Source organism: Sphaerisporangium sp. NPDC049003, from assembly GCF_043197795.1.
In the GTDB taxonomy this organism is placed as follows: Bacteria; Actinomycetota; Actinomycetes; order Streptosporangiales; family Streptosporangiaceae; genus Sphaerisporangium.
This window is the reverse complement of the sequence record NZ_JBICTU010000007.1, coordinates 119863-146069: the sequence shown is the minus strand read 5'-3', so window position 1 is coordinate 146069 and position 26207 is coordinate 119863. Positions and strand designations below refer to the sequence as shown.

Sequence of the window (26207 nt, the reverse complement as noted above, 5' to 3'; positions counted from 1 at the left end):
AACGAAGCCGAGCGAACGCGGATCCCGCGAACGGAGGACCGGTGAACCTTCTGGAGGTGGACCGCCTGGTCAAGCACTTCCCGATCCGTGAGGGCACCGTGTTCCGCCGTACGGTCGGGCAGGTGCGGGCCGTCGACGGGGTCAGCCTGACGCTGGCGCCCGGCGAGACCCTGGGGCTGGTGGGCGAGACCGGCTCCGGCAAGTCCACGCTGGCCCGCTGCATCGCGGGGCTGCACCCCGTGAGCTCCGGCACCGTCACCTTCGACGGTCAGGACATCACCAACCTGTCGCGAAGTGCGATGCGGCCCTTTCGCAGGGACATCCAGGTGATGTTCCAGGACCCGTACGGCTCGCTGAACCCCCGCAGGCGGGCCGGCTCGATCATCGCCGACCCCCTGGTCATCCACGGCGTCGGCACCCCCGAGGAGCGGCGGCGCACGGTGGCGGAGCTGATGGAACGCGTCGGGCTCAACCCGGAGCATCACGACCGATTCCCCGCGGAGTTCTCCGGCGGCCAGCGGCAGCGCATCGGCGTGGCCCGTGCCCTCGCGCTGCGGCCCCGGCTGATCATCTGTGACGAGCCGGTGTCGGCGCTCGACGTGTCGATCCAGGCCCAGATCCTCAACCTGCTCATGGACCTCCAGGACGACTACGGGCTGACGTACCTCTTCATCGCGCAGGACCTGTCGGTGGTGCGGCACGTCAGCGACCGCATCGCGGTGATGTACCTCGGCCGGTTGGCTGAGCTGGCCGAGGCCGACGAGCTGTACGATCACCCCCGCCATCCGTACTCCGACGCCCTCCTGTCGGCCACGGCCGTCGCCGACCCGGACGTCGCCGACCGGCGCGAGCGCGTCATCCTCACGGGCGACGTCCCCTCGCCGATCGACCCGCCGTCGGGCTGCCGGTTCCACCCGCGCTGCCCGAGGGCCCAGGAGATCTGCGCGACCGAGCAGCCCGCGCTGGAGGGGACCGTACCGGAGGGGACCGTACCGGAGGGGACCATGGCGGCAGGGGCCCCGCACCTGACGGCCTGCCACTTCCCGATCGGACAGCCCGCGGACGGGGGGACGAGGTGACGCTCAACCGAGATACGCCCGGGTGCTGCCGGCCTGAGTGGTGGGTATGGCCGGTGCGACCTCTCCCTCACGCACCGGGCCATACCCGTTCCCACGTAGCGGGCTAATGCCCCAGTAGCCCGCTGGAACATCCCGTGCCCGTGGTTGCCCTATGTATGCGTCGGCTTTGCGAAAAATCTACGCCGGAGGGATGAAACCACCGGGCGTCGGCCGCGATTCCCCTGCTGGGGACGGCCGGACGCGGGTCGGCGGAACGTACGAGAAGGCCGGCGGCGGAGCGAGCGCGGCGGGGGGTCCGACGGGAGGGGCGGGGGGTCCGACGGGAGGGGCGGGGGGTCCGACGGGAGGGGCGGGGGGTCCGACGGGAGGGGCGGGGGGTCCGAGGGGAGGGGCGGCGAGGCCGTACGGCGAGGAGTTCTGCCGCATCTGGCGCGCCAGCCGCAACTCCGTGCGGCGGCGGCGCTCGGCGAGCACCGCGGCCAGGTACGCGTAGGGAGGCGCGGTGGGAGGGGGAGGCGGCGAGACGAAGGACGCGAACTGGGCGGCGATCCGCGTCCCCATGTCGTGCCGGACGGCCGGCGAGAGCTGGTGCCAGCGCGAGAGGTACTGCCTCGCGGTGGCCGCGAGGTCCTCGGGCAGGCGGGAGAGCTCCAGCGTGCCGGCCCAGCGGGCGAGCGGCGCGGGCATCTCGGGCGGCGGGGCCTGGCGAGGGGACCGCTCGGAGATCACGATGGTCCCCGAGAAGACGTCGCCGAGCCGCTTGCCCTGCGGGGAGATCAGCGAGCTGATCAGCGCCGGGGCGCCGAAGAACATCCAGAACTCCAGGAGCCCGGACAGGCCGCGGAACAGCGCCTGCCGGAAACGCTCGGGACCGCCGTCGTCGCTGACGACCCGCAGGCCCATGGCGATCTTGCCGAGGCTCCTGCCCCGGCTGAGCGTCTCGAAGATGACCGGATATCCCACGATGACCAGCGCGCTCAGCAGGATCGAGAGCGCCACCGCGACCGCCTCCTCGGCGACCCACGACAGCATGCCCATCAGCAGGCTCAGCCCGAAAACGGCCATGAGCTGGAGCGCCATGTCGATCAACAGCGCCAGTGCCCGGCTCGGCAACTGGGCCACCCGTACCTCTACGACCACGGCCTCGCCGGTCACGACATCTGCCACGTCCCCCACCCTATCCATCGGCCCAATAGGCTCTCGTGCGTGGACATCGACGCGTTTGTCTCCGCGCACAAGCCGACGTGGGACCGGCTGGAGGCCCTGGTGCGGCGCCGGGGCTCGCTGAGCGGGCCCGAGGTGGACGAGCTGGTCGACCTCTACCAGCGCGTCGCCACGCACCTGTCCATCGTCAGGACGGGCTCCGACCGGCTCCTGGTGGGGCGGCTCTCGGCGCTCGTCGCGCGGGCGCGGTCGGCGGTCACGGGGGCGCACACGCCGGCCTGGCGGGAGTTCGTCCGCTTCTTCACCGTCTCCTTCCCGGTGGTCGCCTACCGCGCGCGGTGGTGGTGGGCCATCACCTCGGCGGTGTTCCTGCTGGTCTCCCTGGCGGTCGGCCTGTGGGTCGCGCGAAACCCCGACGTCCAGGCCGCCATCGCCGGGCCTGAGCAGATCAAGCAACTCGTCGAGCACGACTTCGCCGACTACTACTCCGAGCATCCGGCGGGGGCGTTCGCCGGGCAGGTGTGGATCAACAACGCCTGGGTCTCGATGCAGGTGATCGCCACGTCCGTGCTGCTCGGCATCCCGATCCCGTACATCCTCTGGCAGAACGCCGCGAACGTCGGCGTCTCCGCCGGGCTGATGGCCTCCCGCGACCGGCTGGACGTCTTCTTCGGCCTGATCACCCCGCATGGCCTGCTGGAGCTGACGGCCGTCTTCCTCGCCGCCGCCGTCGGCATGCGCCTCGGCTGGACGGCCGTCGACCCGGGGCCGAGGAAGCGTACGGAGGCGCTGGCCGAGCAGGGGCGGGCCGTGGTCGCCGTCGCGCTCGGCCTGGTCGTGGTCCTGCTGGTGTCGGGGCTGATCGAGGCGATGGTGACCCCCTCATCCCTGCCCACGTGGGCGCGCGTCGGCATCGGGGTGGCAGCCGAGGCCGCGTTCCTGGCGTACGTCGTGTTCTTCGGCCGCCGAGCCCTGCGGGCCGGCGAGACCGGCGACCTCGAACGCGCTCCCGACGTCGCCCCGTCTACAGGGCCTTGAGGAACCTCGCGGCGATCGGCGCCGCCACGCCGCCGCCCGTGCCGCCGTTCTGGACGAGGACCGCGAACGCCAGGTCGCCCCGGTAGCCGATGAACCACGCGTGCGACCTGGCCCCGGCGACCTCGGCGGTGCCGGTCTTGCCGGCGGTGCCCGAGGGGAGGCCGGCCTGCGCGGCGGTGCCCCTGGTGACGACGGCGCCCATCATCGCGCGCAGACCGGAGACCACGCCGCCGTCCAGGGGCACCTGGGCCGGCGCGTCGGCGGGGGGCGTGTCCGTCATGATGGCGGGCTTCCAGACACCGCTCGCGACGGCGGCGGCCACCTCGGCCATGCAGAGCGGGCTGGCCTGCACCGAGTTCTGGCCGATGGCGTCGGAGCCCAGCTCGTTGAAGTCCTTGTACGGCCGGATCCGGCAGAAGCTCAGGCCGGGCTTCTCGCGGAACCCGAAGCGGTCGGCGGCCTCGGCGCGCAGCCGGTCGTCACGTAGCCGCTCGTAGGTCTGCCGCACGAACGTGGTGTTGCAGGACAGGGCGAACGCCGTGGTGAGGGTCACGGCGCCGTGGTCGGCGCCCCCGTCGTTGGTGAAGGTCCTGGCGTTCGGGATGGTGTAGCTCCCCGGGCACGCCACCGGTGACTCCGGGGTCAGCCCGGTGCCGAACAGGGCGGCGGAGGTCACCACCTTGAACGCCGAACCCGGCGGGTACAGGCCGTTGAACGCCCGCCTGCCGCCCAGCGTGTCGGCCACAGCGCGCACCTGACCGGACCGGGCGTCCACGGCCACGATCGCCGAGGGCTGCCCGACGCCGTCCAGCGCGCGGGCCGCCGCGGCCTGGACCTTCTGGGAGATCGTGCTCCGCGTTCCCGACTGCGGCGGGGTGGGGGTGGCCAGGAGCACCCGGCCCGAGGGCGCCTCCTCCAGCTTCAGGGTGACCACCGTCGCGTCCAGCCCGGTGACGTAGTCGCCCGCCCTGCTGTCGGGCGGGAACGGCAGGCCCTCGCGGGTGAGCGTGGAGGGCCTTTTGACCTGGGCCTCCTTGAGTCGCAGGCTCCCGCCGTCCTTGAGGGAGGGATGCAGCGTCTCGGGGGCCCAGAGCACCCTCCAGGCCCCGTCCCTGGACGCCAGGCGCAGCACCGAGGAGAACGGCCACCGGCCCAGCCCGGTCACCTCCCGGACCCCCTGGAAGGGCATCTCGGCCGCCTCCCCGCCCTGGCGGCGCAGAGCGCCCGGACTGAGCGACAGCGACGCGATCCGCAAATCGGCGCTGAACCGCCGGTGCCGGTCCGCGAAGTCGGCCGGAGGGTTGTCCACCAGCCCGGCCATGGTGGTGAAGTCACCGGCCTGCCAGGCGGTGAAATACCGTGTCGCGACCACCTCGGGACCGTCCTGCGCGGCCGTCTGTGACGCGGCCGGCGGCGGCGCCTGCCCCGTCGGGGCCACCTGCGCCGACGGGTCCACCGGCGGCGGCGTCTCGGCAGGCAGGAGGGTCGGCGCGGGCGCCGGGGCCGCAGGCGGACCCCCGGCCGACCGTACGGGCGCGGAGGACCGCCGCGCCCGCGGCGAGGCGTCCACGGGCTCCGGCCCGGTCAGCAGCGCGTACACGCCGAAAGCGATCATCACCACCACCACGGCGATCATCACGAGGGGCCACCGCTCACGCATGCTGTTGACACCCCCCCCGGTTTCCACATGTGCATACCAGCGCAAAGATCGTAAGCGCCCCAGCAACCGCACACCAGGCTTTTATCTGTTAACGGCGATCGCGCCCGGCCTGACGCACCGATTGAACTCGGGCCGGAACTCACAGCCGGGGGACCATTCAGTCCATGTCAGTACGCTCCGCATCCGGACGGTGACGGAATTCGTTCAAAGGCATGCGAGAGGGCTGGTCGTACAGTGAAGATATGACCGTGTTGACCGTGGAGATCGATCCGAAGACGGAGAAAATCCTCTCCGAGCTGACTGCCGACGGCAGGTCCACGACCGAGGTGATCCGTGAGGCGATCCACATCGCTGGACGGCTCCGCTGGGTGGAGCAAGCTCGTGCCGACGCGGAGAGACTGGCGAACGACCCCGATGACATCGCGGAGATCCGTGCCATCCATCGTGACCTGGGCGATTCCGATGCGTGGTGACGTCTACCGCTTGCGCGCTCCACGGGATGCGGTCGGTCATGAGCAGCAGGGAAAAAGGTTCGCGGTTCTCCTGCAGGCCGATTTCCTCTCCATGTTGTCCACCCTGATCGTCGCTCCGACTTCGGCGAGTGCGGCTCCCGCTGTCTTCCGTCCCGAGATCGAGCTGAACGGCAAGGCCACCCGAGTGCTGATTGACCAGCTCAAGGCCGTGGATGTGTCCCGGCTGGGTGATTTCGCGGGGCGCCTCTCACCATACGAGCTTGATGAGGTGGATGGAGTCCTTCTCAAGGTCTTCAGCCTGCGCCGATGAGAGCCGGCGCGGCGCGGTCCGGCTTTGGCCACCTGGCTTGCGGGAGTGCTCGTGACGCTAGAGGCGGCCTTGGGCCTTGAGGGCTAGGTAGGTGTCGGCGAGGGCGGGGGCGAGGTCGTCGGGGGTGGCGTCGACCACTTCGCATCCGTGGCGGCGGAGCCGGGCGGTGAGCCGTGCGCGCTCGCCGCGCAGGTGCTCGGCGGCCGCCGCGTCGTAGACCCGCTCCGCCGTGCCACGGCCCGCCGCCATCTCGGCGACGCGCGGATCGGCGGCGGCGGCGACCAGCACGACATGGCGCGAGGCCAGCTGCGGGAGCACAGGGAGCAGGCCCTCCTCCATGGCGGCCGGGTTCAGGTCGGTGAGCAGCACGACCAGGCACCGCCGCTTGGCCCGCGCGAGGACGGCCGCGACCATGCTCGCCGAGTCCGCCTCGACGAGCTCGGCCTCGATGGGCGCCATCACGTTGACCAGCGCCGACAGCGAGTCGGTACGGGAGGCACCGGACATCCACGCCCGTACGGCACGGTCGTGGGCGAGGAAGTCGACCCGGTCGCCTGCGCGGGTCGCGAGGGCGGCCAGCAGCAGGGCGGCGTCCATCGACCAGTCGAGACGCGGCCACCCGGCCGTGCCGGCGTCCATGCCGCCGCCAGGGCCGTTCGGCCGGGAGAGCGAGGTGTCGCCGCGGGGTCCGGCCGCTGCGGGGATGGGGGAGGTGCCGATCCGGCCGGCCGAGGTGCGGCCGGTGTCGAGGACGATCAGGACGCGGCGGTCGCGTTCGGGGCGCCAGGTCCTGACGACCACGTCCGAGCGGCGAGCCGTGGCACGCCAGTCGATCGAGCGCACGTCGTCGCCCACGACGTACTCGCGCAGCGAGTCGAACTCCGTGCCCTGGCCGCGCACCAGCGCGGGATGCTGTCCCTCCAGCTCGCGGAGCCTGGACAGCTTCGCGGGCAGGTGCTTGCGGCTGAGGAACGGCGGCAGCACCCGCACGGTCCAGGGCACGTGGTGCGACCCTTGACGGGCGGCCACGCCGAGGGGGCCGAGCGACCGTACCGTGATCGTGACGGCCTCGCGGTCGCCGCGCCGCGACGGCGTCAGCGTCGTGACGAGACGGCGGCGCTCACCGCCCGGGACGTCGAGGCGCAGATGGCGCGGGCTCGGCCCCGCCGACGGCGGCCAGGCGTCCCGGAGCGTGCCCCGTACACGCCGGCGCCCGGGGTTCTCGACGATCAGCTCCACCGCGACCGACTCGCCCAGCCGTACGAGGTGCTCGCCGCCGCGCCGGAAGCGCAGCGGGCGCACGCCCCCGGCGAACAGCAGGTCGATCACGATGAGCGCGCCCAGCGACAGCAGCAGGCCGAGCACGGCGTAGGCGGGCCGCGGCGCGAACAGCACGCCGATGGCGCCCAGCGCCGCGATCAGCCCCGCGCGGCCGGTCAGCGCCATCAGCGGGGGACCGGGACCGACGCGAGCACCCCGTCGAGCAGCCCGTCCGGTGTCGCACCCTCCAGTTCGGCTTCGGGACGGAGCTGGACGCGGTGCCGCAGGGCGGGCTTGGCCAGGGCCTTCACGTCGTCGGGGGTGACATAGGAGCGGCCGGACAGCCAGGCCCAGGCGCGGGCCGCCCCCAGCAGCGCGGTCGCGCCACGCGGCGACACGCCGAGTTGCAGGGACGGGGAAAGGCGGGTCGCGCGGGCCAGGTCCACGATGTACCCGAGCACCTCGGGGGCCACGTGGACCTTGGCGACCTCGGCCCGCGCCGCGGCGAGGTCGGCGGCCGTCGCCACCTGCTTGACGTGCGACAGGTCCTTCGGGTCGAACCCGTGCGCGTGGCGGTCGAGCACCGCGATCTCGTGGTCGCGCGGCGGCAGCGGCACGGTCAGCTTCAGCAGGAACCGGTCGAGCTGTGCCTCCGGCAACTGGTAGGTGCCTTCGTACTCGATCGGGTTCTGCGTGGCGACCACCACGAACGGGTCGGGCAGCTTCACCGGCGAGCCGTCGACGCTGACCTGCCGCTCCTCCATGGCCTCCAGCAGCGCGGCCTGGGTCTTCGGAGGCGTGCGGTTGATCTCGTCGGCGAGCAGCAGGTTGGTGAAGATCGGGCCCTCGCGGAAGGCGAACTCCGCCGTCTTGGCGTCGTACACCAGCGAGCCCGTCACGTCACCCGGCATCAGGTCGGGCGTGAACTGCACCCGCTTGAAGTCGAGGGAGAGGGTGGCGGACAGCGTGCGCACGAGCAGCGTCTTGGCGACGCCGGGGACGCCCTCAAGCAGCACGTGCCCCTTGCACAGCAGGGCGATCACCAGACCGGTGACCACGGCGTCCTGCCCCACGACCGCCTTGCCCACCTCGGCGCGCAGCGCCCCGAGCGCGTCCCTCGCCAGGTCGCCGGGGAAGGAGCCGGACGGCTCGTGGGCCGAGGGTGGCGGGGCGTCCGCGGGCGGCGGGGCGTCTGCGGGGGCCACGGCCGTCCCAGAAGGTCTGAAGGCCGGGCCGGGAGGCCGGAAAGGCTCGGAAGGGCCCAGAGACCCCGCAGGGCCTTGGCCTTCGGGAGGCGTCTGGGGCCAGGGGTGACCGGGCGATCCGCTCAACGGGCCTCCGGGCGGAGGTGTGGTCACGGCTCTCGTACCTGCCTTTCCAAGGTGTCGAGGTGGCCGGCCAGGGCCACGAGCCCGGCGTCATCGGCCGGTATCGGGCCGTACATGACCGAACGCACCCAAACCGCATCCTGCCCGGTCCGCAGAGCAGTCGCGGCGATGATCTCGTTGGGGGTCGCGTCGCCGGACAGCCCCAGCCTAGGGGCGAGCCGTGCGGCGCAGGCCGCCCGCAGGGTGGCGGAGGCGCGATCGCGGGCCCGGCGGGCGCGGTAGAGGCGGCCGCGCCCCTCGACGGTCTCGGCCGCGCGTACGACCACGGGGATCCGCTCCACCACCACGGGACCGAGGCGGCGGCCCCGCCAGCACGCGACCACCAGCAGCGCGACGCCGAGCTGGAGCACGGCCCAGGGCACCCCCGCCGGGACGAGATCCCCGGCGGCGGCGTCCCCCGACCCGGGGACGACCAGCGACTCGTCCGGCACCAGCCAGATCAGCACCGGCCTGGCGCCCGCGAGGTTGATCGCCAGCGCGGCGTTGCCGTCCTCGGCGAGCCGCTGGTTGGTCATGAACGCGCCGTCGCTCACCACGGTCACGACGCGGGGGCCGGACGTGCGCACCAGGGTCGGCCCGTCGGCGCCCGGATAGCAGCCGGTCGAGCCGGCGGGCACGGTGAGGGAGGCGCCTCCGGTGAACGCGCTGCCGGCCCGGGCGGCGGCGGGAAGGTCGCATCGCGGCTCCCTCGAACGCACCGCCACCTGGCCGCTCGCCGAGATCCCTGGGGCGAGCGTGGACAGGCCGTGCACCGTGCCGACGATCAGCCGGTCGGCGCGGGTGCCCGCGAGCGTGGCGATGTCGTCGTCGTCGAGGTAGGAGGTGCTGGACACCAGCAGCTGTGTGCCGGGCCCGTCGAGCCGTACGACCTCGCCGGGGGTCGAGACGCGCTCGACCCGGACTCCGCGCCGGCCAAGGATCTCGGCCAGAGCCCTGCCGCCGGTGAGCGTCGCGTCGGCGGGGTCGAGCCGCCTGCCCTCCGTGGAGGTGCCGGTCACCAGCGCGGTGAGCCCGGCGACGACGACCACGATCAGACCGAGGAGCAGCATGCCGCGCCCGCCGCGCCAGATGCTCCGCGCGGTCGCGGACGTCGAGGTCGAGGGGCCGCCGGAGGCGGCCGGGGCACGCTCGGGCACCGTGACGGTCATGGCGCGCCGCCCCCGTCCGATGCGGGGGCGGGCCGTCCCTGTGCCGTGACGGCCATCGGCTGCCCTGCCGTGCCGGTCATCGGCTGCCCGCCGTGGCCGGGGTGATCGCGGCCGGTCTGGCGGCACGCAGGTCGTGGTCGAGCCCCGACATGGCCTGGTAGCCCTCCGTGGTTCCCGGCGCCTCGCCGTAGGTCACGTCGTCGAACATGCGCGCCGCCGCGGCGAGCCTCGCGGCGAACTCGGGAAGCTCACGTCCCGCCGCGTCGGCCAGCTCGTCCGCCGTCCTTCCGGGCTGCGGCGCCACGATGGCCCGGTGCTCCAGGTCGCGCGCGATGGCCCGGAGCCGTTCACGGATGGCCTCGGCCCAGCGCGACTCCCCGGCCAGGCGCTCGGCCTCGGCCCGGTGCTCGTCTGCCGTGCGCTCGCGGGCGCCGTAGAGCCCGTCAACGGCGGCCCGGCGGCTCCGCGTGGCCCGCTTCGCCTGCCAGGCGATCAGCACGATCAGGGCGGCGAGGATGAGAAGCACGATGACCAGCGCGAAGACGCCTCCCGAAACCCCTCCGGGCGCGTTGTCGAGGAGGCCGTCGAGGAACTCCCGCACGCTCCTGAAGATCCGGTCGATCAGCGACTCCTGCTGGTACTCGGGCCTGACGAGCTCTTCCACGGCCCTCCGGCGCGCTTCTTCGCGCCCGATGTCGTAGAGGACCACGGCCCCGGCCAGAGAGATGATCACGGCGCTCCGGGGGCGCCGGTGGCCTGCGGCCCCGTGGAGCCCGGCGCGTACGGCCCGCCGGGTCCAGCTCCGTAAGGCGCGCCAGGTCCAGGTCCGTACGGTCCGCCGGGCCCAGGTCCGTAAGGCGCGCCAGGTCCAGGTCCGTACGGTCCGCCGGGCCCAGGTCCGTACGGTCCGCCGGGGCCGGGCGCGTGGGGACCGGAGGCGCCGGCGGCGTGGGAGGGATGCCACAGGTCGTCGGCCGTGGCCGACACCCAGCCCTGGCGCTGCTGCTCGATCGCGGCGGTCTGCAGCACGAGGTCGAACGCCTCGGCCCGCATCCGGCGGTCGGTGTAGAGCAGCCCGTTGACCCCGGCCTGGATGGGATAGGTGATCATCGAGCTGAGGATGCCTCCCACGGTGAACAGGATGGCCGTGATCACCGTGGCGGCGACGCTGCCCTGCCCGACGGCCGACACGATGAGGCTGATGACGCTGAAGGGCACCGACAGCACGCTGCCGAGCACACCGGCCAGGAGCCCGGTCAGGATCAGGATGCCGAGCACGCGCCAGAAGTCTCCGCTGACGAGCGTCCACGACCTGCGCATCGACTCGACGACGCCGCGACGCTCCAGCACGACCGCAGGGGCGGCCAGGGCGAAGCGCGTGCTGATGAACAGCGCGTACGCGATGTAGGCCACGACGAGCACCATGCCGACGAGCACGATGGCGGTCACGCTAGCCCCGGCGGCGGCGAGGGCCAGGACGAGCGCGATCCCTACTGCGAGCGGGGCCAGCGCGATCAGCCCGGTGAGCAGGGCCAGCCCGAACAGGGCGGGCAGCCGTGAGCGGGTGAGCCTCCAGGCCTCGCCGATGGTGATCTTTCCGCCGAAGACCGAACGGCCGAGGATCCGCGTCAGGACGCCGGTGAGCATGGTGACCAGGAAGAACTGCATGATCATCGACAGGGCGGCCCCGCCGAGCTGGGCGACCAGCCCGCCCATGGGCACGTCGGCGGCGCCCGACTCCAGCGCCGTGGGGTCCGTCAGCAGGCCGCCGACGGAGCGGTAGTAGACCGCCTGGCCGATCGCCAGGGGGAGAGTGCCGATCGCGGCGGCGATGGCCGACAGGCCGAGCGTGGCCTTCGGGTTGGAGCGGATCAGCTTGATGGTGCCGTCGAGGATGTCGCCGAGGGCGAGGGGCCGCAGCGGGATGATCCCCGGGCGCAGCGCCTGCGGCGGGGGGCGGTAGCCGTACGGCTGCCCGTAGACGGGCGCCTGCCCGTGAGCCCCGTACGATGACCGACCTTGGTCGTAGGGGACCTGCCCGTACTGCGGGGCCCGCGCGTCCGGGTCGTGTCCGGGCGGGACCGGCGCCGCCCGGCCGTCAGGGGCCTGGCCGTGACCGGGCGGGCCGTAAGGAGGCCGGCCGGGACCGGGCTGAGCCGGGGGGACGGGCTGGTCGGCGGGCGGGGCTGAGCCGCCGGGAGCGGTCCACGGCGTCTGGCCCTGGCCGGAGTACGGCGGAGGCTGGTTCTCCGCCCAACCCGGGGGCGTGCTGGGCGTGGAGCCGTGACCGTCTGACATATCCCAATCCTGGCATGTCGCACCGCTCTCCGTGGTGGCCGGTCAAGCGATCAAGGACAGGGATGGCCGAATATGGGGCGCTTGGCGCAGACTTGGGGAGGAACCACGGGGGCCCGCGCCACGCCACGCCACAAGCTCATCGAGCCAGATCATTGGCGGGTTCCGTAACCTGCGCCTAAAATTCGGCTTTTGGTGAAGCCAATGTTCGATCGTTTATCACCCTGCGATGACTCGCGGGTAGCCTTCGGTCGGTCGTACGGCTTTCGCCTCAACCTCCAAAACTGTGCAGAACGAATGAGGGGCCATGAAAGGACGCGTGCTGGTCGTCGACGACGACGCCGCTCTCGCCGAGATGCTCGGCATTGTCCTTCGGGGCGAGGGCTTCGAGCCGTCGTTCGTATCCGACGGAGACAAGGCGCTCGACGCGTTCCGTGACACCCGGCCGGACCTGGTCCTTCTCGACCTGATGCTGCCCGGAGCCGACGGCATCGACGTGTGCCGCCGCATCCGCGCGGAGTCCGGCGTGCCGATCGTCATGCTGACCGCCAAGAGCGACACCATCGACGTCGTGCTCGGCCTGGAGTCGGGGGCGGACGACTACATCGTCAAACCCTTCAAGCCGAAGGAGCTCGTGGCGCGGGTGCGCGCGCGGCTGCGCCGCACCGACGAGCCCACGCCCGAGGTGCTGCAGATCGGCGACATCACCATCGACGTCGCCGGCCACTCGGTCAAGCGCGAAGAGGAGACCGTCAACCTCACCCCGCTGGAGTTCGACCTGCTGGTCGCGCTCGCCCGCAAGCCGCGCCAGGTGTTCACCCGCGAGGTGCTGCTGGAGCAGGTCTGGGGCTACCGGCACGCGGCCGACACGCGGCTGGTCAACGTCCACGTCCAGCGTCTCCGCGCCAAGATCGAGAAGGATCCCGAGCATCCCGAGATCGTGGTGACGGTACGCGGCGTCGGTTACAAGGCCGGTCCGGCGTAGGCGGCCCCGCCGTGCCCGCGCTGTGACCCCCGGACATCCCGATGGCCTCCCCGACCTCGTCTTCAGGCGCCGTCCGCAGCGCGTCCAGGCCCAAGGCGAAGAGGAAGACCCGGCGGACCCCGCGCCAGATCGTGCGCGGCGTCCGCAGGCGGGCCCGCCGCGCCGTGGGCCGGGTGCGCCGGATCTGGCGGCGCTCGCTGCAGCTCAGGGTCGTCACCAGCACGATGGTCATCTCCATGATCGTCGTCGCGGTGCTGGGCACCTTCCTCACCCAGATGATCACCAAGGCCGTCCTGGACGGCCGCGTGCACGCGGCCATCGCCGAGGCGCAGGCCAACGTCACCACCGTGGCGAGCTACCTCAACCAGCCTCAGGTGGCGGTGTCCAAGCAGTCGGTGGCCTCGCAGGAGGACAGCTCCGAGATCGTCATGGGCGCTCCGCTCGAACAGGCGGCGCTGGCCCTCGCCGTGCGGTCGGACGCCCGCTACAGCGTGGTGATCCTCAACGCCGACGAGGTCGGCCAGGACCGCGGCACGGGGAACGTCGATCCGAAGAGCGTGCCCCAGCTGCTGCGCGACAAGGTGCGGCAGGTCAAGGATCCGCCCCAGTGGCAGTACACCTCGCTCTACTACCTGCACGACCCGAAGCCGGTGCCGGCCGTCGCCATCGGCTCGCTGGTGTCGAACATCTACGGCGGCGACTACGAGGTCTACCACTTCTTCCCGCTCACCGACGACGAGTACACCCTCACCATGGTCCAGCGGTGGCTGATTGTGGTGGGCGTGGCCCTGGTGCTCCTGCTCGCCGCCGTGGCGTCGCTGGTCACCCGGCAGGTGGTCACCCCGGTCCGGCTCACCCGCCAGGCCGCCGAGCGCCTCGCCGCCGGGAAGCTCTCTGAGCGGCTGCGCGTGCGCGGTGAGGACGACCTCGCCCGCCTCGCGACCTCCTTCAACGAGATGGCCTCCAACCTGGCGCTGAAGATCCACCAGCTGGAGGAGCTCTCGCAGGTCCAGCGGCAGTTCGTCTCCGACGTCTCCCACGAGCTGCGCACCCCGCTGACCACCGTGCGCATGGCGGCCGACCTGCTGTACGAGAGCCGCGAGGACTTCGAGCCCGCGGCCTCGCGCTCGGCCGAGCTCATGCAGAACCAGCTCGAACGCTTCGAGTCGATGCTGGCCGACCTGCTGGAGATCAGCCGGTACGACGCCGGGGCCGCCACGCTGGACATCGACTCGGTCGACATGCGCGACGTGGTCCTGCGGGCGGTCGGGGACTCCCAGCCGCTGGCCGAGCGCAAGGCCACCAGGCTCGACCTGCGGCTGCCCAACGAGCCGTGCATGGCCGAGGTCGAGAGCCGCAGGGTCGAGCGCATCCTACGCAACCTGCTGTTCAACGCCATCGAGCACGGCGAGGGCCGCGACATCGTGGTCACCCTCGGCGCCGACCGCGACGCGGTGGCGGTGGCGGTGCGCGACCACGGGGTGGGGCTCAAGCCCGGCGAGGAGAACATGGTCTTCGACCGGTTCTGGCGGGCCGACCCCTCACGGGCCCGCACCATCGGCGGCACGGGCCTCGGCCTCGCGATCTCCCGTGAGGACGCCATGCTGCACGGCGGCTGGCTCCAGGCGTGGGGCATGCACGGCGAAGGGTCGCAGTTCCGCTTGTCGCTGCCCCGCCAGGCGGGGGCCGAGCTGCGCGGGTCGCCGCTGCCGCTGGTGCCCCCGGAGATCGAGATGCGGCGCACCTGGAGGGGCCAGGCCACGCCGGTCCTGTCCCCGGCGATCGAGGGAGGGTTCGATGCCGACTAGGACCGGGGGGCGGAGGCTGCGAGCGTTCGCCCTCGCCGCCGTCGTCCTCGCCTCGGCGTCCTGTTCCACGGTGCCGACCGGGGGCAGCATCTTCGCGGCCCGGGACGCGGGCGGGGGCGACCCGCTCAGCCAGCCGTACGTCCGGATCCTCGCCGGCCCGCCGAAGCCGAACGGCTCGCCCCTGGAGATCGTCGTCGGCTTCCTCGCCGCGGCGGCGAGCTTCGACGACCCCCTCCGCGCCCTGGCCAGGCAGTACCTCACGGGCGAGGCCCAGCGCACCTGGAGCCCCTTCGACGCCATCACGATCTACGACGACGCCAAGCCCAGCACCGACTCCCCGAGGGACGACATCCAGCAGGCGCACGTGGCGCTGAAGGGCACCCTGCTCGGCGAGCTCGACGGCGACGGCCACTACGTGCCGAGCGACGCCTCGGCGGGCACCGGGCTGAACAAGGGCTTCACGCTGGTGAAGGTGGGCGGCCAGTGGCGCATCTCGTCGGCGCCGGCGGGGCTGCTGCTGTCGGACGACGACTTCAAGCGCGCCTACCGGTCCTTCGAGCTGTACTTCGCGGCGTACCAGTCGGTGGGCCTGGTCGCCGACCAGGTGCGGGTGCCGATCAACCCCGGCGAGGGGCTGGGCAAGACCCTGGTCCACCGGCTGCTCGTCGGGCCGACCGCGCCGCTCAGGGGCGCGGTCGAGTCAGCGTTCGGGCCGAACGTCGACGTCAACAGGGTCTCCGTCGAGGGCGACACGGTCGTGGCCGACTTCACCTACGGCATCGTCGACTCGGCCCTGATCCCCGGGAACAGGGAGGCACTGGCGGCCCAGCTCTCGTGGACGCTCAAGCCGCTGACCGAGTCGCGGCGCATCGAGGTGAGGGTCAACGGCGAGCAGTTCCCCGGCGGGCCGTTCGTCATCGACCCGCGCGACTACGAGCGCTTCGACCCCGACGTGCTGTCTTCCCAGCCCACGACCTACTACCTCCAGCAGGGCAAGCTCCACAGGATCGACAAGGACAGCGACAGCCCCGTGACGCTCGGCACGGGTGGCCAGGCGCGGCAGTTCACGCACCTCGCGGTGTCCAACGACGAGCCGCCCAAGATGGCCGCACTGGAGAAGGGCGGCGGCCTCTGGGTCACCGGCATCTCCTCCGGCGCCCAGTGGCAGCGCTGGATCGAGGGCCCGGGGCTGACCCCGCCGTCGTGGGACCGCTACGGGGACGTCTGGTCGGTCTCGCGGCAGGGGCCCCACAAGTCGCAGGTGCTCAGGTCGCACGACCCCTCGCAGCAGTTCACGGTCAGCGCGCCCGGGCTGGAGTCCACTGACGTCAAGGCGTTCCGCGTCTCGCGTGACGGGGCCCGGGTGGCCGCCATCGCGGACGACGGCCACGGCGAGCAGGTCCTGCTGGGCTCGATCAACCGCACGACCTGGGCTGTGGAGAACCTCCACCCGCTGGTGCCGGCCGAAGACGGCCAGCGCATCGCCGACATCGCGTGGCGGGACGCCAGCACGCTGCTGGTCCTCTCGGACACCAAGTCCGACCGCGTGCTGACCCCCTGGTCGGTCACGCAGGGGGTCAGGGTCGAGGCGGCCAAGGCGGCGGCCCGCATCGAGACCATCACCGCGGGCCCGGACCCCATCTCGGTCCTGGCGGGCACGGCGCAGGGCGAGGTGCTGTTGTGGGACCCGCAGAAGCGCCAGTGGAGCACACTCGTCAAGAGCGGAGCCGGGGCCCCGGTCTACCCCCTCGGCTGAGCCGCGCCGGGCGCCTGTGGACAGGCGTCCGGAACTGTCGGTGGCGGGCCGCATGGTGGCGGGGTGCTGACCGCGTTCCTCGACCTCGTCCTGCCCGCTCGCTGCGCCGGGTGCGCTCGGGCCGGCGCGGTGGTGTGCCCCGCCTGCGCGGCGGAGCTCCACGGCGATCCGTGCCCGAGGGCGCCCAGTCCGCCTCCTCACGGGCTGCCCGCCTGCTGGGCGGCCGCCCGCTACGAGGGGGCGGCCCGCCGCGCCATCCTCGCCTACAAGGAGCGCGGCCGTACGTCGCTCGCGCGCCCGCTCGCCGCGCCCCTGGCCGCCACCCTTGTGGCGGCCCTGCGGGCGGCGGGCGCGCTCGACGCGCCGTCGGCTCTGGTCCCGATCCCGAGCTCCCGCGGGGCCGTGCGGCGGCGTGGCCATGATCCCGTCGGGCGGCTGGCGGAGCTGGCCGTACGGGCGCTGCGGGCACAGGGCAGGCCGGTGACGCTGGCGCCGGTCCTCGCGCAGCGTCGGCGGGTGCGCGACCAGGCGGGCCTGAGCGCCTCGCAGAGGGCCGCGAATCTGGCCGGAGCATTCGGGGTTCGGCAGACCGGAAACGTCCGCGAGCATCCTCTGTGGGGGCGGCCGGGCCCGTTCGTGGTGCTGGTCGACGACATCGTGACCACCGGCACGACACTGGCGCAGGCCGCGGAGGCGCTGCGCCGCGAGGGAGTCGTGGTGCCGCTGGCGGTGACCCTCGCCGCCACGCCGCGCCGTGCGCGACACGCCCGGTTAGGTCCAATCCGAAAAGATTACGAAGGGTAATGAATTGGTCAAATCCGGAGCCTGCCCCGGCAGTCACATGTTCCTGGCCAGGACATCCAACCTCCCAGCTCACCGGATGCGAGAAGCCTTCACACACCGGCCCCGAGCATCGTCAACTTCCCGTCTGCCCAAGGGCTGGAGGCCGTAAGCAGATCACTTACAGTGATCATTCGGCTGATCTCCCGGCTGACATTCGCGCCGGTAGCGACTAGCGTTCGAGCCATGGCACCCGTTCGGGTCCGTGGTTGCGCCGGACCGACCCCCGTGAGGGGACAGGAATGGCTAGCCGATGCCAGCCGCAGGCGAAACGGCCCACGTAAGGCGACTCTTCGTCGACCGATCACGGTGCGGCTTAGAGGTAAGTCCTGCCTTCCCGGAGGGTCAGATGCCCTCCGCAAGAAGAGAAGGGCAGTAGTGGCGACTGAGCCGCGAACCCCTCAGCAGGCGGATGTGGGGACGAAGACCAGGTCGGCCGAGCGGGTGCCCTCCTCGCAGTCGAGACGAAGGGGGGCCTTTGAGTGGACATCATCGTCAAGGGACGGCACACCAGTGTGAGTGACCGGTTCCGCGATCATGTGACAACGAAGCTGGCCAGGATCGAACGACTGGACAACAAGCTCATACGAGTGGACGTGGAGGTGTCCAAGGAGGCGAACGTCCGGGCGACCGACGACCGCGAGCGGGTGGAGTTGACGATCCACTCCAAGGGCCCCGCCGTCCGGGCGGAGGCGTCCGCCGACGATCGGTTCGCGGCGCTGGACATCGCCCTCGGCAAGCTCGAAGGACGGCTCAGGCGCATCGCCGACCGGCGCAAGGTCCACCACGGCAACCACTGTCCCCCCTCGGTCGCCGAGCTGACCTCCGCTCTGGCCGACAACTACGAACCGCTGCCCGAGCCGCTCCCCGTAGAGCCCCAGGTGCAGGAGAAGGCCGCGGCCGGGAAGCCCTCACGCGAGGGCGAGTACTCCGAACCGATCGTCCCGATCGCGATGGAGGGTGACGGCCCCCTGGTCGTCCGCGAGAAGTTCCACGAGGCCGACCCGATGACCATCGACCAGGCGCTGCTGGAGATGGAGCTCGTCGGGCACGATTTCTATCTGTTCAGGGACAAGGAGTGCGGGCAACCGAGCGTCGTGTACCGGCGTGTCGGGTATGCCTATGGAGTCTTGCGGCTCGTAGAACAGTAACCAACGCGTTCGAAGATCCTCTCGACCAGCCCCGCGCGTCGGAAACCCATGTAATGATGGCGGTTCCGACGGCGCGGGAGCGTCGCGCGGTAGGGATCGACCTACCTTGCGCGATCTGGCTCCCCACGAGGAGGAGGCGTGACGCAGACCGACGAAACGGCCGGCCGCTCCGGGCGTGAAGAGCCGATCCGCGTGCTGATCGTTGACGATCACGCGTTGATCCGGCGGAGCCTGGAGCTGGCGCTGGCCGCGGAGCCGGACATCGAGGTGGTCGGCGAGGCGAACGACGGACAGGAGGCGGTCGAGATCGCCGATCGCCTCCTGCCCGACGTCGTTCTGATGGACGTCCGGATGCCCCGTCAGGGCGGCATCGAGGCGACCAGGGTCATCAAGGCATCGGTGCCGAGCGCGCGCATCGTCATGCTGACCGTGAGCGACGAGGAAGAGGACCTCTTCGAGGCGATCAAGGCGGGGGCCACGGGCTACCTGCTGAAGGACGTGCAGATCGACGAGGTGCCGGACGCCGTGCGCGGCGTCCACGAAGGCCAGTCGCTCATCAACCCGGCTATGGCGGCCAAGCTCATCAGCGAGTTCGCCAACATGAGCCGCAAGGAGGCCGAGCGCCCGCCGCAGCTTCCCGTGCCACGGCTGACCGAGCGCGAGATGGAAGTGCTGCGCCTGGTCGCCAAGGGCATGAACAACCGCGAGATCGCCAAGCAGCTGTTCATCTCCGAGAACACCGTCAAGAACCACGTGCGCAACATCCTGGAGAAGCTGCAGCTGCACTCGCGGATGGAGGCGGTGGTCTACGCGGTGCGCGAGCGCCTCCTGGAGATCACCTGAGCTCAGGCGAGCCCGGCGGGAGACTCCCGCAGGGCCGCTTGGAGCGGCGCCGCCAGCTCCGGCGCGCCGACCCGCTCCACGCGCACGTCGTCGCACCCGACCCAGGCCGCGGCCTCCCAGAGCGCCGCGGCCATGGCCTCGGCGGTGCCGGCGCGCACGGCGGTGCCCGCACGGCCCGCCGCCGGCTCGAACCCCACCTGCCGGGCCACGAAGGTCGACCCCTCGCGAGCGGGGTCGACCCGCCCGATCAGCCGGCCCCCCGCCAGCACCGGCATGGTGAAGTAGCCGTGGACGCGCTTGTCCTTCGGCACGTACGCCTCCAGCCGGTGGGTGAAGCCGAACACGCGCTCGGTGCGGGCGCGATCCCACACCAGGGAGTCGAAGGGGGACAGCGGGGTCGTGCGGTGACGGCCCCGTGGAGCGGTCTCCAGCGCGGAGGGGTGCGCCCAGGCGTTGGACGGCGTGGCCCGGCCCGCCGGGCCGCGACCGCCCCGGCCGTCGGACCAGCCGGCCACGCGCACCGGGACCAGCCCGGACGTGCCGTCGAGCAGCGCCTGGTCGAGCAGCGCCCCGTGGGCGCCGCGCACGCGCACGAAGTCGGCGAGGTCGGCGCGGGTGGCGACGCCCAGGGCCGCGCCCGCGATGCCCGTGAGCCGCGCGACGCACTCGGCGTCGGTGAGGTCGTGCCCGAGGAGGGAGGTGGGGACCACGCGCTCGGCCACGTCGTAGACGCGGCGCCAGCCGACCCTGCGGGTGCAGACCACCTCGCCGATGTCGAGGAGGAACTCCACGGCGATCTTGACATCGGACCAGTCCCACCAGGGGCCGCCGTTCTTGGCGCCGCCCAGCTCGGTGGTGGTCAGCGGCCCTTCGTTCCTGACCTGGTCGAGCACCTTGTCGACGGTGGGCGGGACCTCGTGCCACCGGAAGCGCCGCTCGCGGTAGGCCCGGCGCCGGAACGAGTAGAGCGGCCAGTCGCCGATCGGCACGATGCAGGCGGCGTGGCACCAGTATTCGAAGGCGAGGGCGGGGTCGTGCCAGTAGGCCCGCTCGATCTGGGCCCTGCCGACCGCCCCGAGCCGCGCGTACGCCACCAGCTCGTGGGAGCGGGCCAGCACGGAGATGGTGTCGAGCTGCACGGCGGCCAGCCGGCGCAACATGGCGGTCACCCCGCCACGCCGGGAGCCGGCCCCGAGGAAGCCCTGGGCGCTGAGGATGACCCGGCGCGCCTCGTCGGCGGAGAGCTCCAGCGCGGGGGCGGGGAAACCGTTCGGCATGGACCCGATGGTAGGGCGTGCCACCGACAAAACCGATACGCAGGTGTCGCCGCGAAAGAGAACGCCCCCACCGCGACCGTCGGCGGTGGGGGCGGCCCGGTCTTCCGGGGCGAGGCTCAGCGGGAGCGGTCAGACGGTGTCGGCGTGCCGCTCGAAGGGGGAGTGGTGCTCCTGGACCGCGATGTGGCGCGGAGCGTCCTCGATGACATCGGAGAAGATGTCGAAGACCAGGGCGAGCACGCCGCCGACCGCGATGACCCCGGCGCCGGTCCAGAAGAGGAACCAGTTGGGACCCATCACAAGGGCGATGCCGCCGATGGTGAACCCCAGCAGGATCACGGTGACGGCGAGCCACGAGGTGGGCCTCCCGGCGTGAGACTGCCCGCTGTGTGCCTGCGCCGGTGCGCTGTCGGCCATCCTGACTCCCTGTTTTCGTCCAAATTCGCATGTCGCCAGAGGGGCGCCCCGAGGCAAAGATTCCCTCCCCTTACCATCGCACGATATACAACGTGACTCCCCGTCCCGCAGGCCGTGCCCCGTAAAGGCCTCAGGTGGGAGGCGTCCGGGAACCTTCGAGGCCCCGACGGCGTCGTTGACGATGGCTGTGTCCGGTGGTGAAACCGCCTACCATGGCTACGGGGAACCATGTCTCGTCCTCATGTCCGCAGCCGTCGGGCCGCGGTACAGACCTGCGAGGAGCTTTACAAAAAGTGCCAGCCATTCTCGACAAGATTCTTCGCGCCGGCGAGGGCAAGGTCCTGCGTAAGCTGAAGCGGATCTCCGAGCAGGTCAACTCCATCGAGTCCGACTTCACCAGCCTCAGCGACGCCGAGCTGCGCGCGCTGACCGCTGAGTTCAAGCAGCGCCACGCCGACGGCGAGTCGCTCGACGATCTGCTTCCCGAGGCGTTCGCCGCCGTGCGCGAGGCGGCCCGCAGGGTCCTCGGCCAGCGCCACTTCGACGTGCAGATCATGGGCGGGGCCGCGCTCCACCTCGGCAACATCGCCGAGATGCGCACCGGTGAGGGCAAGACCCTGACCTGTACGCTGCCCGCGTACCTCAACGCGATCGCGGGCAAGGGCGTGCACGTCGTCACGGTCAACGACTACCTCGCCAAGCGCGACGCCGAGAACATGGGCCGGGTGCACCGCTTCCTCGGTCTGGAGGTCGGCGTGATCCTGGCGAACATGCCGCCGGACGAGCGCCGCAAGCAGTACAACGCCGACATCACCTACGGCACGAACAACGAGTTCGGCTTCGACTACCTCCGCGACAACATGGCGTGGTCGCTGGAGGAGTGCGTCCAGCGGGGCCACCACTTCGCCGTCGTCGACGAGGTCGACTCGATCCTCATCGACGAGGCGCGCACGCCGCTGATCATCTCCGGTCCCGGCGAGCAGTCCGGCAAGTGGTACCAGGAGTTCGCCAAGATCGTCCCCCGCCTCCGCCGCGGCGTCGAGGGCAAAGAGGGCGAAGAGAGCACCGGCGACTACATCGTCGACGAGAAGAAGCGCACGGTCGGCGTCCTTGAGGCCGGTGTCGAGAAGGTCGAAGACTGGCTCGGCATCGACAACCTCTACAAGCCGGAGCACACCCACCTGGTCGGCTTCCTCAACAACGCGATCAAGGCCAAGGAGCTCTACAAGAAGGACAAGGACTACATCGTCGTCGACGGTGAGGTCCTGATCGTCGACGAGTTCACCGGTCGCGTGCTCCACGGGCGCCGCTACAACGAGGGCATGCACCAGGCCATCGAGGCCAAGGAGTCCGTGAAGATCAAGGACGAGAACCAAACGCTCGCCACGATCACCCTGCAGAACTACTTCCGCCTCTACTCCAGGCTGTCGGGCATGACCGGCACGGCGACCACCGAGGCGAACGAGTTCCACCAGACCTACAAGCTCGGCGTCATCCCGATCCCGACGAACCGGCCGATGGTCCGCAAGGACCAGGCCGACGTGGTCTACAAGAGCGAGGACGCCAAGTTCAACGCCTGCGTGGTCGACATCAAGGAGCGCTACGAGCGGGGCCAGCCGGTCCTCGTCGGCACCACCTCGGTCGAGAAGTCCGAGAGGCTCTCCAAGGCGCTCAAGCGGGCCGGCGTCCAGCACGAGGTGCTGAACGCCAAGAACCACGCCCGTGAGGCCACGATCATCGCCGAGGCGGGCCGCAAGCACGCCGTCACCGTCGCGACCAACATGGCCGGCCGAGGCACCGACATCATGCTCGGCGGCAACTCCGAGTTCCGCGCCGACATCGAGCTCCAGCAGCGCGGCCTGTCCCCCTCGGAGACCCCCGACGAGTACGAGAAGGCCTGGCCCGAGGCGCTTGAGAAGGCCAAGGACGCCGTCAAGGCCGAGCACGAGGAGGTCACCGAGCTCGGTGGCCTGTACGTCCTCGGCACCGAGCGCCACGAGTCCCGGCGCATCGACAACCAGCTGCGAGGCCGTTCCGGCCGTCAGGGCGACCCGGGCGAGTCCCGCTTCTACCTGTCGCTCGAAGACGACCTGATGCGGCTGTTCAACTCCGCCCGCGTCGAGATGATCATGACGCGGCTGAACATCCCCGAGGACGTGCCGATCGAGTCGGGCATCGTCTCCAAGGCGATCGCCTCGGCCCAGCACCAGGTCGAGCAGCAGAACTTCGAGATCCGCAAGAACGTCCTCAAGTACGACGAGGTCATGAACCGCCAGCGCAAGGTGATCTACGCCGAGCGCCACCGGGTGCTTGAGGGCGCCGACCTGCGCGACCAGGTCCGCGACTTCATCACCGAGGTCGTCGAGGGGTACGTCCAGGCGGCCACCGCCGAGGGGTTCGCCGAAGAGTGGGACCTCGACAAGCTGTGGAAGGCGTTCCAGCAGCTCTACCCGATCTCGATCACGGTCGACGAGCTGATCGAGCGCGAGGCCGACGGCGAGCGCGAGAACCTCACGCCCCAGCTGATCACCGACTGGGTCAAGGCCGACGCCCTCGCGGCCTACGAGCGGCGCGAGGAGGAGCTCGGCGCCGAGACCGTGCGCGAGCTGGAGCGGCGCGTCATCCTCTCGGTGCTCGACCGCAAGTGGCGTGAGCACCTCTACGAGATGGACTACCTCCAGGAGGGCATCGCGCTGCGGGCCTACGCCCAGCGCGATCCGCTGATCGAGTACCAGCGCGAGGGCTTCGACATGTTCGCGGCCATGCTCGACGGCATCAAGGAGGAGTCGGTCGGCTACCTGTTCAACCTTGAGGTCGAGGTGCAGGACAACCCGATCGTCGAGGAGGTCGCCGCCGTCGACTCCAACGTCTCCGAGGCGAGCGCGATCATCTCCAAGGCGCTGCGCCGGCCGCAGCGGCCCACGGAGATGATCTACAGCGCTCCCGGTGAGAGCGGCGAGGTCGAGCAGACCCGGGTGCGCACCACCGCCGAGGAGCGTGCCGCGTACGGCAACGTCGAGCGCAACGCCCCCTGCCCCTGTGGCTCCGGCAAGAAGTACAAGCGCTGCCACGGCGACCCGAAGAACGTCCAGGTCTGACGCCTTCTCGCACGGCCCCGTGACCCGACCGGTCGCGGGGCCGTTCGCGTGTGTCACGCCGTCTCGAACGTGTTCAACGCCGTCTCGAACGTGTGTCACCGCTTCTCGAACGTGTGTCACGCCGTCTCGAAGTCGGTGCACAGCCACTGCGTGCCGTGCCGTTCGAGGCGGATCGCCAGCACGTGGCTGCGCTCGCCGCAGTGGACCAGCACGCAGGCCTCCACGGCGCCGTCACGCGGCTGGTTGACGTGGGGCAGCCCGGCCATCGGCGGCCGTCTGGTGTCGATCATCTTCCCCGCGCGCACCAGCTCGGCGTACGCCCTCTCGGTGAGGCGGTCGGCGACGGTGCTCGGCGGGCGGCGGCCCGCCAGGATCTCGGCCATGGCCTGCCCGAGGCTCCGCAGCCCTCGCTCGTCGGGCGTCGACCCGGCCGCCCCGCCCGCGCGGATGGCGTAGGGTCGCGGCCCGGCCCACTCGCGAGGTTCGCAGGGCGGGTCGTAGGCCAGGGCGAGCGCCCCCTGGGTCGGGGGCGGGGCCACGGGCGGCGAGCCGGGGCCACGCTCGTCGTCGTAGGGCGGGTCGGCCGGGGGGACGGTGCGCAGCCGGGGGAGGGTGACCGGCCGGGGGGCGCGTCGGGGGAGGGGGAGACGGGACATCGGGGCACTCCGGTGTCGTCGGCGAATCTTGACGCACTAAGGAGTTTCCGGCCCGGCCCGGTGATACGGCGGCCTCCAACTTCCTCCGCCCGGGGCCGGTTCGTACGGCTTGCGCCGTAAAGATCACCGCCGGTTGGAGCGTCAGGCGACCCGTCATGCGCCGTTTGCGGCGGGTACGCCGTGAGGAGACGGGCCGTCCGAAACCCGCTCAGCGCGCGTTGGCGCGGGTGCCGGGCTCGCCGGAGTCCACGTCCGGCTCGGGCTCGCGCCCGGGGGTCAGGATGTTCAGCGGCTTGATCAGGAAGCTGAACACCACGTAGTACACCACCGCGTAGATCAGGCCGAGGAACATGATCTGCCAGAACTTGTCGGTGTTGGACTTGGTGGCGTTGAGCGTCGCGTCGATCGCGCCCGCGCTGAAGCTGAAGCCGAGATGCCCGTCCAGCGCGGCGACCAGGGCCATCGAGAGCCCGGTGAGCAGGGCGTGGATCACGAAGAGCAGCGGGGCGACGAAGATGAAAGCGAACTCGATCGGCTCGGTGATCCCGGTGACGAAGGCCACCAGCGCCGCCGAGATCATGATGCCGCCGACCGCGGGGCGGCGGTGCGGCGGGGCGGCGCGCCAGATGGCGAGGGCGGCGGCGGGCAGGCCGAACATGATGACGGGGAAGAACCCGGCCATGAACTCGCCGGACCCGGGGTTGCCCTGCAGGTAGCAGGTGAGGTCGCCCGCGAACTGCCTGCCCGCGACGGTGCAGTCGGGCACCTGGAACCACACGATCGAGTTCAGGAAGTGGTGCAGGCCGAGGGGGATGAGCAGCCGGTTGAACACGCCGTAGATCCCCGCGCCGGCCGTGGAGTGGTCGGCGAGCCACCGGCCGAAGCTGGTCATCCACTCGCCGACGGGCTGCCAGAGGAGCCCGAACACCACGCCGAGCAGGAGCGCCGCGAACGCCGTGACGATCGGCACGAACCTCCGGCCGCCGAAGAACGCCAGCCACGTGGGCAGCTTGATGCGGTGGTAGCGCTGGTAGAGCAGGGCCGCGACGATCCCGATCACGATGCCGCCGAGCACGCCGGTCGGGTTGCCCGCCGCCAGGTTGATCACTTCGGTGGGCCTGCCGTCGGCCCCGACGACCGTCTGCGCGACCCTCTTGTGGACGGCGAACCCGGAGGAGGCGTCGAAGAACAGCAGCTTGGACACCCGGTCGAAGACCAGGTAGCCGATCAGCGCGGCGAGCGCCGTGGACCCGTCGGAGCGGCGGGCGAACCCGACGGCCACGCCGATGGCGAACAGGATGGGGAGGTTGTCGAAGAGCACCCCGCCCGCGCCCCCGACGACCTCGGCGATCTTGTCGAGGGCCGCGTTCCCCGTACGTCCGAGAAGGTCGTCCTGGCCCAGCCGGAGCAGCAGGCCCGCGGCGGGCAGGGCGGCGATCGGCAGCATCAGCGAGCGGCCGATGCGGGACATGATCGCCATGAGGGCGGAGGCGGATGAGGGGGCTGCGGGCGAGCCCGCGTCGGCCGAGGTCGAGCTCATCGGCTTTCCTCCAGGAATGGA

Annotated in this window: 22 protein-coding genes; 11 read left to right on the top strand and 11 right to left on the bottom strand. The window is 71.4% G+C overall.

Going from position 1 to position 26207, the window contains the following annotated elements:
- The first annotated feature begins 41 nt into the window (after positions 1-41).
- Complete coding sequence (locus tag ACGFIV_RS10005) at positions 42-1079, top strand: oligopeptide/dipeptide ABC transporter ATP-binding protein (RefSeq protein ID WP_358548928.1); 1038 nt, start codon at positions 42-44, stop codon at positions 1077-1079.
- A 177-nt stretch (positions 1080-1256) separates the two neighbouring features.
- On the opposite strand, the gene ACGFIV_RS10000 is transcribed toward ACGFIV_RS10005, so the two are convergent.
- A complete protein-coding gene (locus ACGFIV_RS10000; protein WP_392833708.1) occupies positions 1257-2246 on the bottom strand; it encodes an RDD family protein in 990 nt (329 codons plus the stop codon).
- 39 nt (positions 2247-2285) lie between these two features.
- On the opposite strand from ACGFIV_RS10000, the gene ACGFIV_RS09995 reads away from it, so the two are divergent.
- On the top strand, positions 2286-3281 hold the full coding sequence (locus ACGFIV_RS09995) for a stage II sporulation protein M (protein WP_358548934.1): 996 nt from the start codon (positions 2286-2288) through the stop codon (positions 3279-3281).
- Here the strand turns inward: ACGFIV_RS09995 and ACGFIV_RS09990 are convergent.
- Entirely contained in the window at positions 3268-4941 is a 1674-nt protein-coding gene (locus ACGFIV_RS09990) for a penicillin-binding transpeptidase domain-containing protein (protein WP_392833704.1), read from the bottom strand. The genes ACGFIV_RS09995 and ACGFIV_RS09990 overlap by 14 nt on opposite strands.
- Before the next feature lie 242 nt (positions 4942-5183).
- Between ACGFIV_RS09990 and ACGFIV_RS09985 the strand changes: the two genes are divergently transcribed.
- Both ACGFIV_RS09985 and ACGFIV_RS09980 read left to right on the top strand, forming a co-directional pair.
- Positions 5184-5414 carry a hypothetical protein gene (locus ACGFIV_RS09985; RefSeq protein WP_392833701.1) on the top strand — a complete coding sequence of 77 codons (231 nt, stop codon included), beginning with the start codon at positions 5184-5186 and terminating at the stop codon, positions 5412-5414.
- The gene (locus ACGFIV_RS09980) at positions 5374-5724 is read left to right on the top strand and encodes a type II toxin-antitoxin system PemK/MazF family toxin (protein ID WP_392833698.1); all 351 of its coding nucleotides are present in this window, start codon (positions 5374-5376) and stop codon (positions 5722-5724) included. The genes ACGFIV_RS09985 and ACGFIV_RS09980 overlap by 41 nt, the downstream gene beginning before the upstream one ends.
- Positions 5725-5781: 57 nt before the next feature.
- Here ACGFIV_RS09980 and ACGFIV_RS09975 read toward each other — a convergent pair whose 3' ends face one another.
- From ACGFIV_RS09975 to ACGFIV_RS09955, 5 genes are all read right to left on the bottom strand, one after another.
- Entirely contained in the window at positions 5782-7170 is a 1389-nt protein-coding gene (locus ACGFIV_RS09975) for a DUF58 domain-containing protein (protein ID WP_392833695.1), read from the bottom strand.
- On the bottom strand, positions 7170-8108 hold the full coding sequence (locus ACGFIV_RS09970; protein ID WP_358559198.1) for a MoxR family ATPase: 939 nt from the start codon (positions 8106-8108) through the stop codon (positions 7170-7172). The genes ACGFIV_RS09975 and ACGFIV_RS09970 overlap by 1 nt, the downstream gene beginning before the upstream one ends.
- A 230-nt stretch (positions 8109-8338) precedes the next feature.
- The gene (locus ACGFIV_RS09965; protein ID WP_358559183.1) at positions 8339-9520 is read right to left on the bottom strand and encodes a DUF4350 domain-containing protein; all 1182 of its coding nucleotides are present in this window, start codon (positions 9518-9520) and stop codon (positions 8339-8341) included.
- A 76-nt stretch (positions 9521-9596) separates the two neighbouring features.
- A complete protein-coding gene (locus ACGFIV_RS09960) occupies positions 9597-10253 on the bottom strand; it encodes a DUF4129 domain-containing protein (protein WP_392833691.1) in 657 nt (218 codons plus the stop codon).
- The gene (locus tag ACGFIV_RS09955) at positions 10250-11818 is read right to left on the bottom strand and encodes a glycerophosphoryl diester phosphodiesterase membrane domain-containing protein (RefSeq protein ID WP_392833687.1); all 1569 of its coding nucleotides are present in this window, start codon (positions 11816-11818) and stop codon (positions 10250-10252) included. Before ACGFIV_RS09955 ends, ACGFIV_RS09960 begins: the two co-directional genes overlap by 4 nt.
- Before the next feature lie 304 nt (positions 11819-12122).
- Between ACGFIV_RS09955 and mtrA the strand changes: the two genes are divergently transcribed.
- The 6 genes from mtrA (at position 12123) to ACGFIV_RS09925 (ending at position 19198) form a co-directional block, all read left to right on the top strand.
- The gene (gene mtrA / locus ACGFIV_RS09950) at positions 12123-12800 is read left to right on the top strand and encodes an MtrAB system response regulator MtrA (protein ID WP_114031473.1); all 678 of its coding nucleotides are present in this window, start codon (positions 12123-12125) and stop codon (positions 12798-12800) included.
- Between the two features lie 41 nt (positions 12801-12841).
- A complete protein-coding gene (mtrB, locus tag ACGFIV_RS09945) occupies positions 12842-14608 on the top strand; it encodes an MtrAB system histidine kinase MtrB (protein WP_358559189.1) in 1767 nt (588 codons plus the stop codon).
- Positions 14598-16364 carry an LpqB family beta-propeller domain-containing protein gene (locus ACGFIV_RS09940; RefSeq protein ID WP_358559191.1) on the top strand — a complete coding sequence of 589 codons (1767 nt, stop codon included), beginning with the start codon at positions 14598-14600 and terminating at the stop codon, positions 16362-16364. The genes mtrB and ACGFIV_RS09940 overlap by 11 nt, the downstream gene beginning before the upstream one ends.
- A gap of 63 nt (positions 16365-16427) precedes the next feature.
- Entirely contained in the window at positions 16428-17168 is a 741-nt protein-coding gene (locus ACGFIV_RS09935) for a ComF family protein (protein WP_392833681.1), read from the top strand.
- A gap of 518 nt (positions 17169-17686) precedes the next feature.
- Positions 17687-18355 carry a ribosome hibernation-promoting factor, HPF/YfiA family gene (gene hpf / locus ACGFIV_RS09930; RefSeq protein ID WP_358559195.1) on the top strand — a complete coding sequence of 223 codons (669 nt, stop codon included), beginning with the start codon at positions 17687-17689 and terminating at the stop codon, positions 18353-18355.
- A 138-nt stretch (positions 18356-18493) separates the two neighbouring features.
- On the top strand, positions 18494-19198 hold the full coding sequence (locus tag ACGFIV_RS09925; RefSeq protein WP_358559196.1) for a response regulator transcription factor: 705 nt from the start codon (positions 18494-18496) through the stop codon (positions 19196-19198).
- A 2-nt stretch (positions 19199-19200) separates the two neighbouring features.
- Here the strand turns inward: ACGFIV_RS09925 and ACGFIV_RS09920 are convergent, their stop codons facing one another.
- Both ACGFIV_RS09920 and ACGFIV_RS09915 read right to left on the bottom strand, forming a co-directional pair.
- Positions 19201-20475 (bottom strand): winged helix-turn-helix domain-containing protein, encoded by a 1275-nt coding sequence (locus ACGFIV_RS09920; protein ID WP_392833676.1) that lies wholly within the window; start codon positions 20473-20475, stop codon positions 19201-19203.
- A gap of 129 nt (positions 20476-20604) precedes the next feature.
- A complete protein-coding gene (locus ACGFIV_RS09915; RefSeq protein ID WP_358552636.1) occupies positions 20605-20892 on the bottom strand; it encodes an HGxxPAAW family protein in 288 nt (95 codons plus the stop codon).
- 293 nt (positions 20893-21185) lie between these two features.
- Here ACGFIV_RS09915 and secA point away from each other — a divergent pair, with 293 nt between their 5' ends.
- Positions 21186-23990 (top strand): preprotein translocase subunit SecA, encoded by a 2805-nt coding sequence (gene secA / locus ACGFIV_RS09910; RefSeq protein WP_358552634.1) that lies wholly within the window; start codon positions 21186-21188, stop codon positions 23988-23990.
- 116 nt (positions 23991-24106) lie between these two features.
- On the opposite strand, the gene ACGFIV_RS09905 is transcribed toward secA, so the two are convergent.
- Both ACGFIV_RS09905 and ACGFIV_RS09900 read right to left on the bottom strand, forming a co-directional pair.
- Entirely contained in the window at positions 24107-24646 is a 540-nt protein-coding gene (locus tag ACGFIV_RS09905) for an Rv3235 family protein (RefSeq protein ID WP_358552632.1), read from the bottom strand.
- 208 nt (positions 24647-24854) lie between these two features.
- Positions 24855-26186 carry a PTS transporter subunit EIIC gene (locus ACGFIV_RS09900; RefSeq protein WP_358552630.1) on the bottom strand — a complete coding sequence of 444 codons (1332 nt, stop codon included), beginning with the start codon at positions 26184-26186 and terminating at the stop codon, positions 24855-24857.
- Positions 26187-26207 lie beyond the last annotated feature (21 nt).

Coding starts and splice junctions, on each gene's coding strand:
- ACGFIV_RS09920 (WP_392833676.1), bottom strand. CDS start 20,475: ATGCCGAACGGTTTCCCCGCCCCCGCGCTGGAGCTCTCCGCCGACGAG.
- ACGFIV_RS09955 (WP_392833687.1), bottom strand. CDS start 11,818: ATGTCAGACGGTCACGGCTCCACGCCCAGCACGCCCCCGGGTTGGGCG.
- ACGFIV_RS09905 (WP_358552632.1), bottom strand. CDS start 24,646: ATGTCCCGTCTCCCCCTCCCCCGACGCGCCCCCCGGCCGGTCACCCTC.
- ACGFIV_RS09965 (WP_358559183.1), bottom strand. CDS start 9,520: ATGACCGTCACGGTGCCCGAGCGTGCCCCGGCCGCCTCCGGCGGCCCC.
- ACGFIV_RS09990 (WP_392833704.1), bottom strand. CDS start 4,941: ATGCGTGAGCGGTGGCCCCTCGTGATGATCGCCGTGGTGGTGGTGATG.
- ACGFIV_RS09915 (WP_358552636.1), bottom strand. CDS start 20,892: ATGGCCGACAGCGCACCGGCGCAGGCACACAGCGGGCAGTCTCACGCC.
- ACGFIV_RS09975 (WP_392833695.1), bottom strand. CDS start 7,170: ATGGCGCTGACCGGCCGCGCGGGGCTGATCGCGGCGCTGGGCGCCATC.
- ACGFIV_RS09985 (WP_392833701.1), top strand. CDS start 5,184: ATGACCGTGTTGACCGTGGAGATCGATCCGAAGACGGAGAAAATCCTC.
- ACGFIV_RS09900 (WP_358552630.1), bottom strand. CDS start 26,186: ATGAGCTCGACCTCGGCCGACGCGGGCTCGCCCGCAGCCCCCTCATCC.
- mtrA (WP_114031473.1), top strand. CDS start 12,123: ATGAAAGGACGCGTGCTGGTCGTCGACGACGACGCCGCTCTCGCCGAG.
- mtrB (WP_358559189.1), top strand. CDS start 12,842: ATGGCCTCCCCGACCTCGTCTTCAGGCGCCGTCCGCAGCGCGTCCAGG.
- ACGFIV_RS09940 (WP_358559191.1), top strand. CDS start 14,598: ATGCCGACTAGGACCGGGGGGCGGAGGCTGCGAGCGTTCGCCCTCGCC.